Annotated in this window: 16 protein-coding genes and 2 pseudogenes; 6 read left to right on the forward strand and 12 right to left on the reverse strand. The window is 65.3% G+C overall.

The window, feature by feature from the left end:
- Positions 1-494 precede the first annotated feature (494 nt).
- Positions 495-1,202 (reverse strand): arginine--tRNA ligase domain-containing protein, encoded by a 708-nt coding sequence (argS, locus tag D0C15_RS32345; RefSeq protein ID WP_245976484.1) that lies wholly within the window; start codon positions 1,200-1,202, stop codon positions 495-497.
- A gap of 205 nt (positions 1,203-1,407) precedes the next feature.
- Between argS and D0C15_RS32350 the strand changes: the two genes are divergently transcribed.
- Both D0C15_RS32350 and D0C15_RS32355 read left to right on the forward strand, forming a co-directional pair.
- Entirely contained in the window at positions 1,408-2,073 is a 666-nt protein-coding gene (locus tag D0C15_RS32350) for a hypothetical protein (RefSeq protein ID WP_116051863.1), read from the forward strand.
- Positions 2,073-2,291 (forward strand): hypothetical protein, encoded by a 219-nt coding sequence (locus D0C15_RS32355; protein WP_116051864.1) that lies wholly within the window; start codon positions 2,073-2,075, stop codon positions 2,289-2,291. Before D0C15_RS32350 ends, D0C15_RS32355 begins: the two co-directional genes overlap by 1 nt.
- A gap of 277 nt (positions 2,292-2,568) precedes the next feature.
- Here D0C15_RS32355 and D0C15_RS32360 read toward each other — a convergent pair.
- Positions 2,569-3,557 (reverse strand): annotated as a pseudogene (locus tag D0C15_RS32360) (IS701 family transposase); the annotation flags it as partial.
- Between the two features lie 361 nt (positions 3,558-3,918).
- Between D0C15_RS32360 and D0C15_RS32365 the strand changes: the two are divergent.
- The gene (locus tag D0C15_RS32365; protein ID WP_228714300.1) at positions 3,919-4,395 is read left to right on the forward strand and encodes an NUDIX hydrolase; all 477 of its coding nucleotides are present in this window, start codon (positions 3,919-3,921) and stop codon (positions 4,393-4,395) included.
- A 2-nt stretch (positions 4,396-4,397) separates the two neighbouring features.
- Here D0C15_RS32365 and D0C15_RS32370 read toward each other — a convergent pair whose 3' ends face one another.
- From D0C15_RS32370 to D0C15_RS34400, 9 genes are all read right to left on the reverse strand, one after another.
- Positions 4,398-5,168 carry a TylF/MycF/NovP-related O-methyltransferase gene (locus D0C15_RS32370; protein WP_116051865.1) on the reverse strand — a complete coding sequence of 257 codons (771 nt, stop codon included), beginning with the start codon at positions 5,166-5,168 and terminating at the stop codon, positions 4,398-4,400.
- Positions 5,165-5,764, reverse strand: a complete 600-nt coding sequence (locus D0C15_RS32375; protein WP_158303256.1) for a histidine phosphatase family protein — start codon at positions 5,762-5,764, stop codon at positions 5,165-5,167. The genes D0C15_RS32370 and D0C15_RS32375 overlap by 4 nt, the downstream gene beginning before the upstream one ends.
- Entirely contained in the window at positions 5,761-6,507 is a 747-nt protein-coding gene (locus tag D0C15_RS32380) for an SDR family NAD(P)-dependent oxidoreductase (protein ID WP_116051867.1), read from the reverse strand. The genes D0C15_RS32375 and D0C15_RS32380 overlap by 4 nt, the downstream gene beginning before the upstream one ends.
- 1 nt (position 6,508) lies before the next feature.
- Complete coding sequence (locus D0C15_RS32385) at positions 6,509-7,657, reverse strand: hypothetical protein (protein ID WP_245976486.1); 1,149 nt, start codon at positions 7,655-7,657, stop codon at positions 6,509-6,511.
- Entirely contained in the window at positions 7,654-8,577 is a 924-nt protein-coding gene (locus D0C15_RS32390; protein ID WP_228714298.1) for a glycosyltransferase family 9 protein, read from the reverse strand. Before D0C15_RS32390 ends, D0C15_RS32385 begins: the two co-directional genes overlap by 4 nt.
- A gap of 140 nt (positions 8,578-8,717) precedes the next feature.
- On the reverse strand, positions 8,718-9,305 hold the full coding sequence (locus D0C15_RS32395; protein WP_228714297.1) for a phosphoribosyltransferase: 588 nt from the start codon (positions 9,303-9,305) through the stop codon (positions 8,718-8,720).
- Positions 9,302-11,179 (reverse strand): hypothetical protein, encoded by a 1,878-nt coding sequence (locus D0C15_RS32400; protein WP_116051869.1) that lies wholly within the window; start codon positions 11,177-11,179, stop codon positions 9,302-9,304. The genes D0C15_RS32395 and D0C15_RS32400 overlap by 4 nt, the downstream gene beginning before the upstream one ends.
- Positions 11,163-11,732, reverse strand: a complete 570-nt coding sequence (locus D0C15_RS32405) for a DUF4254 domain-containing protein (RefSeq protein WP_116051870.1) — start codon at positions 11,730-11,732, stop codon at positions 11,163-11,165. Before D0C15_RS32405 ends, D0C15_RS32400 begins: the two co-directional genes overlap by 17 nt.
- A gap of 509 nt (positions 11,733-12,241) precedes the next feature.
- Positions 12,242-12,562: a hypothetical protein gene (locus D0C15_RS34400; RefSeq protein WP_162830348.1), complete on the reverse strand. Its 321-nt coding sequence runs from the start codon at positions 12,560-12,562 to the stop codon at positions 12,242-12,244.
- Positions 12,563-12,607: 45 nt separating this feature from the next.
- Here D0C15_RS34400 and D0C15_RS32410 point away from each other — a divergent pair, with 45 nt between their 5' ends.
- The 3 genes from D0C15_RS32410 to D0C15_RS32420 are packed head-to-tail and all read left to right on the forward strand — an operon-like array spanning position 12,608 to position 14,720.
- A complete protein-coding gene (locus D0C15_RS32410; protein WP_162830349.1) occupies positions 12,608-13,516 on the forward strand; it encodes an NsdA family TPR-like regulatory protein in 909 nt (302 codons plus the stop codon).
- A gap of 32 nt (positions 13,517-13,548) precedes the next feature.
- The gene (locus D0C15_RS32415) at positions 13,549-14,265 is read left to right on the forward strand and encodes a creatininase family protein (protein ID WP_116051872.1); all 717 of its coding nucleotides are present in this window, start codon (positions 13,549-13,551) and stop codon (positions 14,263-14,265) included.
- A 23-nt stretch (positions 14,266-14,288) separates the two neighbouring features.
- Complete coding sequence (locus D0C15_RS32420; RefSeq protein ID WP_116051873.1) at positions 14,289-14,720, forward strand: NUDIX domain-containing protein; 432 nt, start codon at positions 14,289-14,291, stop codon at positions 14,718-14,720.
- A gap of 112 nt (positions 14,721-14,832) precedes the next feature.
- On the opposite strand, the pseudogene serS reads toward D0C15_RS32420, so the two are convergent.
- A pseudogene (gene serS / locus D0C15_RS32425) lies at positions 14,833-15,894 on the reverse strand (serine--tRNA ligase); the annotation flags it as partial.
- Positions 15,895-16,118 lie beyond the last annotated feature (224 nt).

Here is a 16,118-nt window from a genome sequence, read left to right on the forward strand (position 1 = left end):
GCCATCGAGCATCGAGTACTCGGTGTGCACGTGCAGGTGGACGAAGGAATCGTTCGACACCAGCGAAAACCTCCCCTGAGTGGATCAACCGGCAACGCGCGCGGCCGGGTGTTCCACCTTAGTCCTGAGCCCTGACAGCTCCGCACCGCCACACCGGCTCCCTGTAGCCGTTTGAGGTTACCCAGAGCACGAGGACTGCGAAGATGACGACCTAAACAGGTACCAGCGGCACGCGAACGTATGTTCTAGTCTGAGGTGGGTGTTGCCGCTCGGCGGGGAAGGCCGAGGCGGCACAGCGCGACCCTGGGCGCTCAGCGAACAGGTGCCCGGGTCGACACCCACTCGCTGACTGTGTCGGCGATCACTGGTGCTACGGGAGACGACGGGAGGAACTGCAGATCAAGGGCGAGTTCTATCCTCGGTTCGACCCGCTGTTGATCGTGACGAAGCCCCGGGGCGAGCACGACCACACCGACGTCTCGGTTTGGTTCGTCCTAGCTTGACTTGCGCGGACTACATGGAGTCACTGGTTCGCGACGCTCCTTGAACGCGGCATCGGCGTCGAACTCGGCTCGGGCAGCACGATAGAGCGCGTCCAAGGCCGACGTTGCGTCCTCGCGTCCGGTGTCGCCGACCTCGGTGTTGCGCCAGCTCGCCTCGGGGTGCTCGAAGATGTACTGGATCAGCATCCCGAACTGCGTGCCCCAGTCACCGACATGGTTCTGCCGGACGACCTCAGCCCCAAGAAAGCCCAGGATACGAACAAGGGCATCACCGATCAGCGTCGACCGCAAGTGCCCGACGTGCATCTCCTTGGCGATGTTGGGTGCCGAATAGTCGACAACGACAACCTGCCTACTCTGACTCTCCGCCACCCCCAGCCTCGGCTGCTCGGCACGCTGCGTCAGCTGCTTGGTGATCGCCCTATCCGCCACCGTGATGTTGAGAAATCCTGGCCCGGACAACTCAACGCCGGTGAGCCAGGGCACTGCTGCAAGGTGCGGCTGCAGCCTCTGCGCCAGGTCGCGAGGTTTCTCACGTGCCTTCTTGGCGAGGGCGAGCGCAACGTTCGACTGAAAGTCGGCATGGTCGGATCGGCGCACCAATGGGTCCTGCTCGGCGAGTTCCGCAGTCAGCTCCGCAGCCATCGCCGCAGACACCGCCTGCTCCACCTCAGAGACCAATGAGCGCACTTGCTCCACCACGCCGCAACCCTCCACACAAACTCAAGACACAAAGCACAGTGTGGCCGACTGGTTTGTCGCCGGGCCAGTGCCTCTCGACAACACAACCCCTTGATCCTGGTGAAGCGCATCGCTCCGCTGCCCGCGACATCCTGAACCGAGCGCGGAACCAGCTCGCTGAGTCCGGTGAGCGGGCCGCCGCCGCGATCCGCGCCAGGGCGATTTGGCGCCGGACGAGCCGGGATGGCTGGCCGACGTGGCCGGGTTCGCCGGTGAGATCGGTATCGGTGCCTGGGAAGGTGTCACCGGCCTGGCCGACATGGTCGTCACCTACAGCCCCAACCGCCTCCTCGTCGATCCACAAGGCTGGGCCGAGGACATGGGCACTCTCGCGCAAGGCTTTGTCGGCGCCGTCCAGAACCCCGCCGAGTTCGGCAAAGCCCTGATCGACTACGACACCTGGAAACAAAGCCCCGGACGCGCCATTGGCCACCTCATTCCCGACGCCATCGCAGCTGCGGCCACCGCCGGTACGGGGGCCGCGGCCATCCTCGCCGGGCGGGGTGCTGTCAAAGGTGCGGAACGCGCCGCTGACGTTGTGGACGAGGCCGGGGATGCCGCGAAGGCCGGAGAACGGGGCGCGGGGGCTGGTGGCCTGACGGTGTCGGAACAGTGCGCCGTCCGTTCCCTGGAGAAACAAGTCAGTGAGCACCAGGACAAACTCGCCGCATACCGCGCCAACCCGGACGCCTTCGACAACAAAGGAATACTGAAGAACGCTCCAACGCCGGAAATCAGACAACGCATCATCGATGGTATAATTCGTCACCTGGAAGCGGAAATAAAGACCTTCCAGCGGCAGATCGACGACATTCAAGGAGGCGGTTGATGAGCGACTCGGTGCGAATCCCGGTCGAACGCCTGCGACAAGCCTGCACGCTGCTGCTGGACCACCTGGCGCAGAACGAAAATGGTGTCGTCGAACTGGAATGTGACTACTTCTGGACCATCGACGACGACACCCTGTACAACGTGTATGCCGAACCTGCAGAACTGGGTGTAGGCCAGGTATCGGAATCATGGGCGCACCTAGTACTCCAGTGGTAGTTCGTGATGGTCATGCTTCGTGGGTCGATTGTCGCTGGTAGTGGCCTTGCTGGGCGCGGTATTGGTGGCGTCTGCGCCATCTTGAGCAGCGGATCCGGTGTGCGACATCGAGCACCGGACGGCTGATCAGAGTGGTGAACAGGTGGTGGATTTCGTTGCAGGTCAACGAAATCCATCCGGCAGTTGCCGGTTCGGGGTTTCGTTCGGTGGATGCGACCACAGCGAGGAACGCGTGGGCGAACATCGCCATGACCGTCCAGCGGTGCCAGGAGGTCCACCGTCGGACCTGGTGCTGGTCGAGCCCGGTGAGACCTTTGCCGGTCTGGAAGGATTCCTCGACTGTCCACCTGCGGCCCGCGACCTGAACCAGCATCCGCAGTGGAACGAGTTGGGGTGAGTAGCAGCGATAGAACGCCAGCTCGCCGGTGGTGCGGTGGCGGCGGATCAGCAGCCACCGGTGCCCGTCGGGCTCGTCGGTGTCGATGTCGGCGAAGGCCCAGTCGTAGTAGCGATTCCCTTTTGCCCCAGCGCCTGCGGACAGGCGTTGCCAGACGTGTTCAGGCAACCGGGCGGCAACACCGTCAGCGCGCAGCACGCCAGCTGGAGTGCTGACCCGGCGGTCGCAGCCGATGGCGAGAACGTAGCCGATACCGCGCTGTTCGAGGTTCTTGCGCAGGTGGGGGTCGGCTCCGTAAACCTCATCCCCGGCGACCCACTGTGCCTGGACCCCTGCGTCGAGGGCACGGCCGATCATGGTGGTCGCCAGCGCGGGTTTCGTCGCGAACGCGGTGTCGTCGGGGATTCCTGCGCCCACGCGGCGGTCGGGTCGGTGGTCCAGGATTTCGGGAGGTAGAGGGCCCGGTCGATGAATGCGTGCCCGGCGTCGGTGGCGTAGGTGAGGTAGACCGCGACCTGGGCGTTCTCGATGCGGCCTGCGGTGCCGGTGTATTGACGTTGCACTCCGACGGTGTGGACGCCTTTCTTGAGGTCGCCGGTTTCGTCGACGACCAGCACGGCGCCGGTGTCGCCGAGGTGTTCAGTGACGTAGTCGCGTAGGTCGTCGCGGACCTCCTCGGCGTCCCAGACTGCTTTGCGCAGCAGGTATTGTATCCCGTCGGGGGTGTCGTCGCCGGCGTGTTCGGAGATGGTCCAGCAGTTCTTGTCCGGCAGGTCCGACAGCAGCCCGAGCAGCAATGCTCGTGCTCGTCGGCGGGGTTCGACGCGGGTGAACCGGCCGGCGATCCGGCTGACCATCTCCTCGAACATCACCGCCCATCGGTCAGGGTTTACGCTGGGACCCGCGGCCACCAGCCGATCAGGGTTAGTCCACACAACCGACCATGATCAACTGGTGGCCGCACCCGTCTGCAGGCACCCACCAGCGACATCACGAAGTCCGGCTGGAGTACTAGCCGAGGTGCTCCGTGCAGTGGGAACCCCGGAGACGCGAAAGCCTGTGCCTTAGTAACTGTCCCCATGTTTCTTGTGTCTTGATGGTTCTTCCGCGAGTTTTTGTTGTTTATTGCGCCAGGTTGCTACTCCGGTCGACTGCGCAGCTTCGGGTGTTGCCCTGCCGCGCCATGCGCTGCGCGCATGTTGGTGGAGGGCGGTCGTAAGGTAGTTAGCCGTGACGGAACAGATGGCAGTGACAGTAGGGCGACGTGCGGCGAGGGCGATCTTGATCGATGATCAGGGTCGGTTGGTGTTGATCAAGCGTACGAAGCCGGGGCAAGAGCTGTACTGGACGGCGCCGGGTGGCGGCGTCGAGGACGGTGATAGCTCAATCGAGGCGGCGCTGTATCGCGAGCTGAGCGAGGAGTTGGGCGCCGAGGCGGCTGGGGCGTCGCAGGTGTTCCTGTTCAGTTCGCCGTCGGATTCCGGGGTCGCGGTGCAACACTTTTTCGTCGCGCGGCTGGTCACGGTCGATGAGTCCGCTCGTAGGGGGCCGGAGTTCATCGACGCGTCGCGCGGCGGCTATGACCTGGACCGGATTGACCTGCGCAGCGACGGGTTGACCTCGATCGACTTGAAGCCGACCGCGTTGAAGGAGTTCATCCTGGCCAATCGCGAAGCGCTGCTAGCCGAGGCGGCTGCTGTCGGTTGATCTCAGCTCGCGTTCCATCGTAGATAGGTGGGTGTGGCACGACCGGGTAAGAGGTGCAGGCTGTCGTGGTCGATGCCCAGGGTGTCCCGGAGAGCGGCGGTTTCGCCTGGCCACTTGGCGTGAGCGAGCTGGTCGAACGCAAGCACGCTTCCGCGCGTGAGGTAGGGCTGAATGGCCTTGAGCGTGTCGCGGGTGGGCTTGTAGAGATCGAGGTCGAAGTAGGCTAGGGCGATGATCGTGTGAGGGTTCTGATCGAGGTAGCGGGGCAGGGTGTCGCGCACGTCGCCCTCAACGAGGAGCGTCCGGCGGATGTGACCGAGGTGTTCGGCGTCCTCGTGGCCGTTGAGTATGTCGCGCAGGTGGTCGGGGTAGTCGGCGGGTACGGCGAACTTGCCGGTCACCGCACTCGCGGCGGTGACGTCAATCTCGGCGACGTCGGGGAAGCCGGTGAAGGTGTCGAATCCGATGATCCGGCGGTGCGGGTTGTAGGGCTCGTAGACGCCGCGAAGTGCTGTCAGGGCGGCGACGTGACGGCCGCGATGTACGCCGAACTCCATGATTGCGCCGGGCACGTCGACGATCATCCGGTACAGAGCGTCCAGCGACAGCAGGTCGGTGAGTGGCTGACGGCGAAGGTACAGCGCCAGGTTGTCGACCAGTTCCTCCGGCGGGATGGGGCTGTTGGCCAGCAGGCGTGCCAGGCGGCGGCGGACCGATCGCTCGTGGTCGGATTCGCGCGGGAGGCGGTTGCTGTGCTCGTCGCTGCTGGTCATGGAGATACTCCTCGGTTGGGTGCCCACAGCCCGGCGGGAGCGAGGCGGAATTCGCTGGCCAAGCTGAAGATGTCAGCGGCGTTGCGGTGGCCGATGTGCAGGGCTGCGATGGCCCCGATGAGGAGCCGGTGGGATACAACAAGGGCAGGGCCGTGGGTGGTGGAGAGGTGGTGGGCGATTCTGGCGGCTTCGCTCGCTCGCTCCGCGAACGTGCGGAGGCTTTCACCGCCGGGCAAAGCGCTGTCGAGGTCGTGGCCGCGTTGCTGGCGCCATGCTTGATAGGCGGGTGGGTACTGCGAGGGGGTGCGGCCGAGGACGCAGGACGGTGCGCGCCACTCGGCGAAGGCATCGAGCGGCCGGATCACGCGCGCACCGAGCGTGCTCGCGGCGATCGAGGCGGTCTGCCGGGCTCGGCGCAGTGGACTGGAGACCACTACGGCCAGCGGCCAGTGATGGTCCTGGAGCTGGCGGGCGGTGAACTCGGCTTCGACGCTGCCACCGACGGTGAGGGGACTGTGAGGGCGGGCGTGGGCTCCGGGGCGGCACAGTCCGTCCTCGCAGGTGCCGTGGCGCATCCAGAGCACGGCGGGGGTCATGTCATGCACCAGCCCCCGTCGACGGTGAGACATTGGCCGGTGATGAAGCCGGCGCCGGGAGAGGTGAGAAAATCGACAGCGGCGGCGATGTCCTCCGGCTGACCGCGCCGTTTGATGCATTGCCGGTCGAGTTGGCGGCCGAGCATGGCGTCGTGGTCTGCGACGACGGCGTGCTCGGCGGGCACCTCGACCGAACCAGCGCGGACGCAGTTGACCGTCATGCCGCGCGGCCCGAGTTCGCGGGCCAGTGCTCGCACGAGCCCTTCGAGTCCACTCTTGGCCGAGATGTACCCGGCGAGGTCTACTCGGCCGAGTTGTGTGAGCACCGAGGACACGGCGACAATGTGTCCCTGCTTGCGCGCGGTGAGCGGGGCCGTGACCAGTTGAGCGCACGCGGCGTGAGTGATCAGGTTGATCTCGACCTGCTGGCGGAACGTGGCAAGATCCGTGCTGTCCCACGAGATGCGTGGGTAGGCGCCGGCGTTGGAGACGAGAACGGCGAGCCGATCGGCGGCATGATCGGTCTCCAGCGCAAGAGCGTCGAGGGTTGGCTCTGAGGTGAGGTCACCGGTCACGGGCACAATCGTCGCCCCCGCTTGTTCGGCACGGGTTACCACGCTGCGGAGGTCGTCGTCACCGGTGAGGTGTGTGAGGATCAGGTCGTAGCGAAGCGCGAGGCGAGCGGCGATGGCGGCGCCGATGCCGGAGCCTGCTCCGGTGACGATGGCGACGGGGCGAGACACGTTAGCCGACCTCCGCTTCTGTCGGTGTGAGTGAGAGAAATCTTGCGAGAGTGGTCGCGGGATCGAGTGCTTCGGTCAGTAGCGCCAGCGACAGCGCGGCATCGCGGGGTTCGAGGTCGCCGAGGTGGTAGACGGCGAGAAGGCGCATCACCAGGTAGGGACGCAGCCAGCCCATGAGGTCGTTGATGCCGAGGTGGCTGGCCAGCGGGTAGACGATCTCATTGAGGTATCGGTGCAGGACATGCCGGCGAGCAGGGCTGGGAATGTGCTCGTAGTCGATCACCAGCGATGTCCCATTGTGTCCGATGTGGATGATCGGTTCGGCGAGGCTGCTCGGAGCAAGTGCGGTCGGGTGATCGCGGAATGCGGCGGGGTTGTAGTGCGGGGTGAGCCAGGCGCCGTGCAGGCGCTGGTAGAGCAGGAAGCAGGTGATTTCGCCGGGTAGCGCGTTGAGTCCGCCGGTGTCGTAGTCGAACCACACTGGTCCGGCGTGGGGTGACCAGCCGATGTTGAGGTCGGTGGGATCGCCTTGTGTCACAGCGGCCCATACGGGGTTGTGCCGGGCGAAGCGCACCCGTAGCCAGGTCAGCATGTGGGCGAAATCGAGTGCGTGGCTTCGGCCGTTGACGACCAGGTGGGTTGCGGTGAGGCCGGACGGGCGTAGTTTGCGGTCGTCGCTTGTCGGGATCGGCCACGGTGCGTCGGCCTTGTAGTAGCGATCCAGCCTGCCGTCCGGGGCGGCGCGTTCGCCGTAGAGCTTGCCGATGGTCTCGCCGTTGGTTGTGTGGCACAAGCTCCGTGCGATCACCTGCCGGTAGTGGCCGAAGACAGCGGAAAGGCAGCCATCGAGACGTCTCCTGTCGCACGTGCGATCAGCGTGGGTGATCTCGTCGAGGAGCAGGCCGTGGTCTGGGCCGAGGTGGGGCCACCGGTCGTAGACCAGGACGCTCCACCGGGCGATGCGGCGGGCTTGGCGTAGCCGCAGTACTGGATAGAAGGGGCGCAGTCTGGCGTGCCCAGCCTGTTCGATACGCGCTTCGTCGTGGTGAGGGTTGGCTTTGACGAAGAAGCGTTGTCCTGCCCAGTCGACGTGCCAGGTGTGGTTGGCCGTGAAGCGTCGGTGGTGTGTGATCCGGGGCATGGCGCTCATCGCCAGCCCATGACCTGGGTTGCGAACTCGGCGATCCTCTCGGCAGGGATGCCGGTCAGGTCCGCCGACGCCGACCACAGCGTGTCATCGAGGCGGTCGCGCACCGGGCATCGATCCGCTGCCGCGAGCATCTGGGAGAACGGTGTGGCGATGGCGTGATGCCGATCCGCGCCGGTGGTCCACTTGGTGTGCGCATGACGGCCGTAGAGCCCGATGACCTGAGGCCCGGTGCCATCGGATCGTTCGGTGAGAGCAGCTAGGTGCGTGAGCCCGGTGTCGTTGCCGATCACAACCTCGGCAGAGGCGAACACATCGAGGCAGTCCACCGCGTTTGGTCCGGTCAGGATGTCAAGATCAGGGCGCTGGATCGGCTCGGCGTCTCTGCTGGTGATCAGCGTGAACGACCACGGTGCGGCAATTTGGTCGGTGAGGACTTGTGTCACGAGGGCGAAGCCGTCAGCCCCGTAGTCTTTCCGAGTTGGCCAACTGGTCGCGGAGACAAACACCACGTGAAACGGCCGTTCCCGCTCCGCAGAGGTGAAACCCGGGAGAGGTGCGTGGTCGGCGGGCAGCCGAACGCCGAGGGTCTGTTCGGCGGCAAGGTAGTACCGCATCGGCAGCGCGCTGTGCGCCTCGACGTGCTCGCCGTCGAGAACATCGAGCCAAGCCTGGGGTTTCTCGGGATGAGCATGGAACGTCAATTCCTCGTTGTGTCCGCTATGGACAATGTGGGGCGAGTTGCTGCGGCTGGTACTCATTGGCAGCCGGCACCGCTGCATCAGCCGTGGGCGCGGTCCCCGGTAACGCAACTCGCCCTCGTGCTCGCTGGCGTGGCCAAGGGCACGTACCAGCGCGAGCGCGAGAATCACGTCGCCGAGTCCGCGATTACCGAGGACGACCGACCAGCCCAAACTGCTCACCGCTTCGGCTCCGCCGGTGGCTTCGGGTCCTTCACCAGCGGCGCGCCGATACGGCAAGCAGCGCCCCAACGGCGCGTGCGTGCGGGCCACGATGCGGCGACCGCCCAGATGTTGTGTCACCGTGCCGGTCGCCCACGGGTTCACAGATGCGTCAGCGTGCACAGCGCCACCCCCAAGGGCTGCAACGCCCGGCGAGCACCGCCGGTGGTGTCCTCGATCAGGCATGCAATCCCGGTAACCTCCGCGTCCGCTTTGCGCAGAACGCCGACAAGGTTGGTGAGCGTCCCACCCGTGGTGATCTCGTCGTCCACGACGAGCACTCGCGCTCCGGCGAGGTCGCCGTAGGTGAAAACCTCGGTGCGTCGAGCGTGGGGTTCACTGAACTGGTGTTTGTCCGGAAGATCGAGATCGAGCTTCCACGCCAGGCGGTACGGCAATTCGCTGGCTAGCGCGACCGCGACAGTCGGCAGAATCCCGCCCGCGTCCAAGCCCAACAGCAGATCGGGCATGGTGAAAGCGGGATGGCGACACCACGCCTGCCACAAGGCATGGCCGGTACGTAGCAACGCCGCCGGATGGACCTCGCCGAGAATGCCGTCAAGTTCGTGCACGATCCGAACCTCACGCGCGCCGGGACCGACACCGAGACGACGCACGCGGCACGCGCCATACGCGGCGCCGTCGGCGGCCATGTGCCCGCTGACTGTGGACAGGTTTTCGGTAGTCATGCGCTGGTCCTCACGATGTGGTCGAGTCGATCGACATAGCTCAACAGCCGGTCGGCGGCCTCGAGGAGCCGCTGACGCACGGCGGGGTCATCGGAGCGGTCGATCAGGTCGTCGAGGACAGGGGGATCACAGGCCGCGTCTGGGTGCAGATCGCGGAAAACTGCCAACACGTCCTCGACGTCATCGAAGTGGTAGCCATCAGCGCGCAACAGGATCTTCGCCAGCAGCACCAGATGCTTGTGCACGGCCCGCACGTCGAACATGGGGGCGGCCAGCAGACGCCGTGTGGTCATCAGGATCAACCCGAGTTCCCCACGACTGGTCCGGTCCCCATGTGCGCTGACGGGGACGGGAACCCGGTAGCCGGGCCGGTGGTAGATCACCCCGACTCCCTGTGCGGCACGGCGCAGCGATTGCACCACGCGGGGCGGTACTCGCAGGGCGTCAATGTCGCTCGTCGTGAAGGTGCTGATCCCCATCTTGATCCCGTCCGGAATTGGCAGTGCGCCGAGTGTGCGGCGGAGCCAGTCCGCCGGTGCGGTGTCACGCACGACAAGCAGGTCCAGATCACTCCACCGGTCCCGCCAACCCGCCGTGCCGGTCGTGCCTGTGGCGAGGACAAGTGCAACCTGCTCGTCGACAATGTGATCGCTGGCCTGCCGCAGCCACTCGGCGTGGGTAACGGGATCACTGGTATCGAGCGCGACATGCTGAAGGTCTGCCGTCGCTACCAGCCGGTGAACTGCGAGCTTCAGCGCGGCCAGCGAGCCCGTGTTGTCGATGACGTGATCGGCGATGTCGACGATGCGGTCCGCGCCACGTTCGTGCTTGGTCTCATCGCGGGCACGTAAGCGCACTTCTGTTTCCGCCGCGCGACTCGCCCGCACAGCAGAGTCAGCGTCCACATACGCCACCTGGCAGTGCTCGCCCCATACGCGCTTGAGGTGCGCGGTCGCCTCGAAACGGTGGGCACTTTCTACGCTGATCGTGCGAGCCTTCGTGGTCTCGGCGAACCGCAAGACTTCCTCGGTGAGCCGTTCGGCCTGCTCCGACTCCGACCAGGCATACGGGTCGATCTCACCGGCGCGCAGTGCAGCCACGTCCAGCAGGTAACCGATCTTCAGGCGAGTGACCCCGAGCTCGTCGCGGAGCAACTCGCCCACGCTGCTCTTGCCGCTCTCGGACATACCCGCCAGTACCCAGAGCCGATCCAACGCGACGACCGGTAGCGCACCGGCATGGACGCCGAATCCACGTAGGTGCTCCCGGAGACGATTCTGGACATCGAGAATCGGAGCGTCCTCGATTTCGAGCACCGTGTGGTAGTCACCGCGGGCGACCTGAAGGGACACGACCTCGGCTAGCGCATGCTGGTAGGCCACGTACCGCCGGTCCGTGGACCTAGGCTCGCGACGGAGCGCTTGGTGTGCCTCGCGGGCGGGATCTGGCGATCGTCGCAACAGCACGTGCACTTCGCGGCGGTGTTCGGCGACGGGCAGGTCGGTGGCGATGTTCTCGACCAGGTGTAGGGCGTCAGCCGGTGAGAACCCGTCCTTGACCACGGCGGTGGCGGCACAGGTCGCCAGCAGCATGGGTAATCCCCGGTCCTCCAACGCCAGTTGCCCGCTGCCAGCGCGACGAGCGGCGTGACTGCCCAGCACCAACCCGGTGTGCTCGGGGGTGGTCGAGGCAACGAACCACCACTGCGCGAAGTCGCCCGAGGCGACCTGTTGCCAACGGGTGTCCCATCGATCAACGGTGCCTACGAGGTGTGCGCCGGGCAGGCTCCGGGAGAGCCAGGCCAGTTGGGTTGTTTTCCCGACGTTGTCGACGCCGTTGAGGGAGACCACTCTGGCATCAACGTTGCTGATCATGTGTGCTCCTATAGGTCTTCAGGGACCGCCATGCTGGAAGTCGTCGGTGACCCGCGGCGACATCGCGGATCAAGTCGTCGTAGGCATCGGCCAGCTCGGCGAGCTGCCGCAGCGCCAGGCGCGCGGTCTCGCGGATCTCGCCCGTATCCGTCAGGTTGCTGGCGCGCACCCAGGCGATCGCGAGGCGATCGATCACCGAGCCCAGCGTTTCGGTGTGCAACGACGCGTCAGCACGGCTGGGAATTTCCCGTGCCACCCACGTATCGATCCGCTCGACGAGGGCGACACGCTGGGCGTTGAGTTCGTCGATGAGCTGCTTGCAGGCGGCGATCTCATCCCCCGAGATGCCCACGGCCCGGCTGACGTTCTCGGCCTGCCACTGCCGCTGATGATGGCTTGCAAGATCGGCCGCAATGTCCAGGACGACGTGGCCAGGGTGGTCGTTTCTGGTGGTCCTGCGGAAGGCCTCAATGATCGGTCCGGAGCGGAGCAAGAGCTCTCGAACCCGCATGCTCACCTCGGCGTTCGTGGTCGGATCGTCGGCGTGGGCCATGTCCGCACCCTCCTGTCGAGTTCCGTGTACGGGGAAGCGCCTGCGCCGAGAGGGTCGGGGCGCGTCCTCGGCGCAGGCGCGGCTTTGGGGTCACGCGGTGCCGGCTCCGCGCCGGTGGGCGGGCGGCGCAGCGAGCGACCAAGGCCCGTCGATCGTGGGCAGCGGCAGGAAGCGCCCGGCGGACGCAAGAAGGCGCCACCTGTCCCAGGAGAGGCTCCGTCGGCCGGCTGCCGAGTGGAATGGGGTGCGGTCGTTCATCGGCTATCGCCACCTCGGTCAACATGCGGTTACTGCCTGCTGACGCTAGGAACGATCGACTCGCCAGGAACGCCGCGTCGCGCATAGTCGCTATGCACGACGCGCATATCCGACCTCTCCGGAGCTAGCCTGGTCGTGGATCGAGACGACAACGATCATCATCGAAGGTGGAGATCATGAGCCACAGCGGCGGCCGATGCTGCGCAGGGTGCGGAGCGTGCCTGGCTCGTGATAACACAGCGGCACTGTGCTCACCCTGCACTCATGGGGGCGAACACGACGAATCCCCACGGTTCGGGCCCGGCTTCTGGCGCAGCGACCAGATGCGGGATGCGTTGACTTCCCGAGATATGAGTGTGGTTGTACGCGCCTACCGTCGACACCCCGCGCACGGGCGCAAGCCCCTCCCGCAAAGCGACGTCGCGCGCTGGTTGAACATCACCCAAGGTCAACTCAGCCGGATCGAGGCAGGGCGGAACCGTGTGCGTGATCTGGATAAGCTCGTTCACTACGCCCGGTGCCTGCGCATCCCCGCCGAGCTGCTGTGGTTCGACGTGGGCGAAGCTGATCACGAGTCGCCGAAAGCTAACGCTGTTCTCGGGCTGCCGGGTGGGCCCATGGTGCACGCCGCAGCCGAGCGCACCGAGCCGGCGCTGGTGGGTGCACTACTGAACACCCTGCAGCAGTACGTGATCACGGACAACCTCGCTGGGCCGCACTCGCTGCTGACCGTCGTCGCACAGCAGACGAGCTTCGCGGAACGATTGCTCACCGAAAGCCGCGAACGAAATCGCGGCGACCTGCTCCATGTCACAGCACGGTTCGCCGAGTTCACCGGCTGGCTCCACCAAGATGCCGGTGATCTTCACACCGCAATGCGCTGGTCGAATACTGCCCTCGACCTTGCACAAGAGGCAGGCGACGCGCACCTGACCTCCTACATCCGGATGCGCAAAAGCAACATCGCCAGCGATGCGCGCAAGCCGGACCTGACCATCGCGTTCGCTCGCGCAGCCTTACAGAAGCCCGGCGCCTTGACCCCGCGCCTCAAGGCTGTCGCACTACGCCAGGAAGCACACGGCCACGCGCTCGCCGGAAGCTACGACGAATGCGCCCGCGCACTGGATCACGCCTTCCAGCACGCCGCGGACGCCCCCGACGACGACGCGGACATCGCGCGCTACTGCACCCCCAGCTACGTCGAGATGGAAGCGGCCCACTGCTGGGTCGAACTCGGCCAACCAGCCAAGGCACTCGCAACCCTTCAGCAGGGACTCGCCGAGTGGCACCCAGACTTCCGACGCGACCTCGGCCTGTGCCTCGCGCGACTCGCCATCGCACACGCCGGTACCGAACAACCCGATGAAGCTCTCACCGTCGCGCAACACTCGCTCGCCATCACCACCGAGACACGATCCGCCCGCACCAAGCATCAGCTTCACCGGGCAGCTGAACTGCTGGACACCACGGGAGCACACGACCACGCCCGACACCTGCGCCACACGCTGCGAACCACACTGCGCTGACGCCCGTCCTATCAACACCCAAGGAGAACCGCGTGGACCTGCTCACCAGCGCCACCGCCGCCGACGAAGCCCGCCGCAACGCCCGCGTCGCCGTCCTGCCGGTCGGCAGCTTCGAGCAGCACGGCGAACACCTACCGCTCGCGACAGACACCGTGATCGCCTGTGTGATCGCCGCGCGGATCGCCGAAACCTACGACCTGTTCCTGCTGCCACCCATCACCTTCTCGTGCTCCCACGAGCACGAACTCCTGCCCGGATATCCCGGCACACTCAGCATCAGCGCCAGCACCCTGATCACGGTCATCGACGACATCCGCGCGTCGCTGGCACGGACGGGCATCACCAAGCTGGCCCTGGTCAACGGACACGGCGGCAACTACGTGCTCTCCAACATCACCCAACAAGCCAACGTGGAGGACCGCACCGTCGCTCTCTTCCCCGGACGCGACGACTGGGCAGCCGCCCGCGCCCACGCCGGAACCGTCAGCACCAATCACGACGACATGCACGGCGGCGAGATGGAGACCTCAATTCTCCTGTATACGCACCCTGAGCTGGTCGGTGACACCTACCCCGACGCAGACCACGAAGCCAGCGATCGGCCGCACCTGCTTGTCGCTGGTATCAAGGGCTACACCCACAACGGCATCATTGGCCGTCCTTCCGAAGCCACAGCAGCCAAGGGCAAGGCCGCACTCGACAGCCTCACAGTATCCTTCGCCGATCACCTCAAGGCCATCAACGAGTGAGCAGCACAAGGTGCGGCAGATCCATGAACGCTACTGCCACCGAGATCATCGCCCGTGCTGTCATCCGCCGCGACGGCCAGCTCCTCCTGGTGCGCCAATACGGCAAGTCCTGGTCGTTCCTGCCTGGTGGCCACCTCGAACCTGGTGAACGCGTGGAAAGTGCCTTGGTCCGCGAGCTGGGTGAAGAACTCGGCATCGAGGCCACGATCGTGGGCCTCCTCGGTGTAATCGAGCATGGCTACATCGACGATGACACCACTCATCACGAACTCAACTTCGTGTTCGAGGTGAACATCGCAGACGCCGAACCTACGAGCCAGGAAGCCCACCTGGGGTTCCATTGGCTCCCCATAGACAATCTTGCTAGGTCCGATGTGCGACCAAGCTCGCTCAAGGACGTGCTCCTGTCCCCTGCGGACGAACGCGCCCCGTTCTGGCGTGGCTGGGCCATTTAGTAACCAGACGCCTACCTGGGGCGAAGGTCTAGCGATTGGTGACACCGGTTAGCTGCTTTCGGGAGGAAAGCCTAGCCGCTGGGGGAAGTCGCAGCCGTCAGCGAGTATCGGTCTATGACTCGGGTGTGCCGCCAGCTGCGAGACGGTGGAAGCCGGTGAACGGCACCAGTACCTCGGGAATGACTACCGAGCCGTCGTGCTGCTGATTTTGCTCCAGAAGCGCGGCCAGTGTCCGGCCGATCGGCAGGCCCGACCCGTTCAAGGTCGCGGCAAGCCCGCGTTTGCCGTCCTTCGTCTTGGTGCGAATCGCCGCTCGCCGGGCTTGGAAGGTGCCACAATCGGAGCACGAGCTGATTTCGCGGTAGGTGTTCTGGCTGGGCAACCACACCTCGATGTCGTAGGTGAAAGTGGCACCAAAGCCCAGATCTCCCGCAGCCAAGGCCACAACTCGGTAAGCCAGCCCGAGTTCTTCCAGGCATGCCTCGGCGTGTCCGAGCATCGTCTCCAGCTCGGCGCGGGACTCCTCAGGACGCACAATTCGCACCAATTCGACCTTCGAGAACTGGTGCAACCGCAGGATTCCGCGCGTGTCTCGGCCGTACGACCCGGCCTCGGAACGGAAGCACGGAGTCCAGGAGGCATAGGCGTAGGGCAGTGCTTCCGAAGGCAGAATCTCGTCGGCGTGCAGATTGGTCAACGGCACTTCGGCGGTCGGGATCAAAAACAGCTCCCGATCGGCCACCCCGGTACGGAACAGGTCGTCCTCGAACTTGGGCAACTGGCCGGTTCCGGTCATGGTGGCCCGGTTCACCAGGTTTGGAACACCGATCTCCTGATAGTCGTGACGACCCGTATGCAGACTCAGAAAGAACGTCACCAGCGCCCGTTCCAGCACCGCACCGGGCCCGCGGGTGCCGCTAAACCGTGAACCCGAGAGTTTCGCGGCCCGGCCGAAGTCGAAAATGCCCATCGCCTCACCCAAGTCCACGTGGTCTTTGGGATCGAAGCTGAAGCTCGGCGGGGTGCCGTGTTTGCGCACCTCGACGTTGAAGTCTTCGGAGACTCCGTCGGGCACATCGTCGGCTGGGAAGTTCGGGATCGTCAGAAGGATCTCGCGCAGCTCATCCTCGACCTTCTCCTGCTCTTCCTCAAGCTCGCGTACCTGATCCTGAGTGCCCGGGCACGCTCCTTCAACTCGGTCGCGTCGCCCCCGGTCTTGGCGGTCTTGCTCACCTCGGTGGCGACCTTCTTGGACTCGGCACGCAACTCATTGGCCGTGGCATCGTGATTTGGCCCCGGTTCGGCACCGCTATCGGGCCCCACCGATCGGGCGAATTCCTGCTCGTGGTGTGCGAGTCGGCGGGTCGAGTTGAGGGTCCTGGGTGGACAGTGCCGGTG

The sequence above is a fragment of the Amycolatopsis palatopharyngis genome (assembly GCF_003385185.1).
Taxonomy (GTDB): domain Bacteria; phylum Actinomycetota; class Actinomycetes; order Mycobacteriales; family Pseudonocardiaceae; genus Amycolatopsis; species Amycolatopsis palatopharyngis.

What these genes read in the sequence shown, in the direction of transcription:
- D0C15_RS32420 (WP_116051873.1), top strand. Translation starts at nt 14,289, where the DNA reads ATGAACGCTACTGCCACCGAGATCATCGCCCGTGCTGTCATCCGCCGC.
- D0C15_RS32395 (WP_228714297.1), bottom strand. Translation starts at nt 9,305, where the DNA reads ATGACTACCGAAAACCTGTCCACAGTCAGCGGGCACATGGCCGCCGAC.
- D0C15_RS32405 (WP_116051870.1), bottom strand. Translation starts at nt 11,732, where the DNA reads ATGGCCCACGCCGACGATCCGACCACGAACGCCGAGGTGAGCATGCGG.
- D0C15_RS32375 (WP_158303256.1), bottom strand. Translation starts at nt 5,764, where the DNA reads ATGACCCCCGCCGTGCTCTGGATGCGCCACGGCACCTGCGAGGACGGA.
- D0C15_RS32355 (WP_116051864.1), top strand. Translation starts at nt 2,073, where the DNA reads ATGAGCGACTCGGTGCGAATCCCGGTCGAACGCCTGCGACAAGCCTGC.
- D0C15_RS32370 (WP_116051865.1), bottom strand. Translation starts at nt 5,168, where the DNA reads ATGACCAGCAGCGACGAGCACAGCAACCGCCTCCCGCGCGAATCCGAC.
- D0C15_RS32410 (WP_162830349.1), top strand. Translation starts at nt 12,608, where the DNA reads ATGGTGCACGCCGCAGCCGAGCGCACCGAGCCGGCGCTGGTGGGTGCA.
- D0C15_RS32385 (WP_245976486.1), bottom strand. Translation starts at nt 7,657, where the DNA reads ATGAGCGCCATGCCCCGGATCACACACCACCGACGCTTCACGGCCAAC.
- D0C15_RS32400 (WP_116051869.1), bottom strand. Translation starts at nt 11,179, where the DNA reads ATGATCAGCAACGTTGATGCCAGAGTGGTCTCCCTCAACGGCGTCGAC.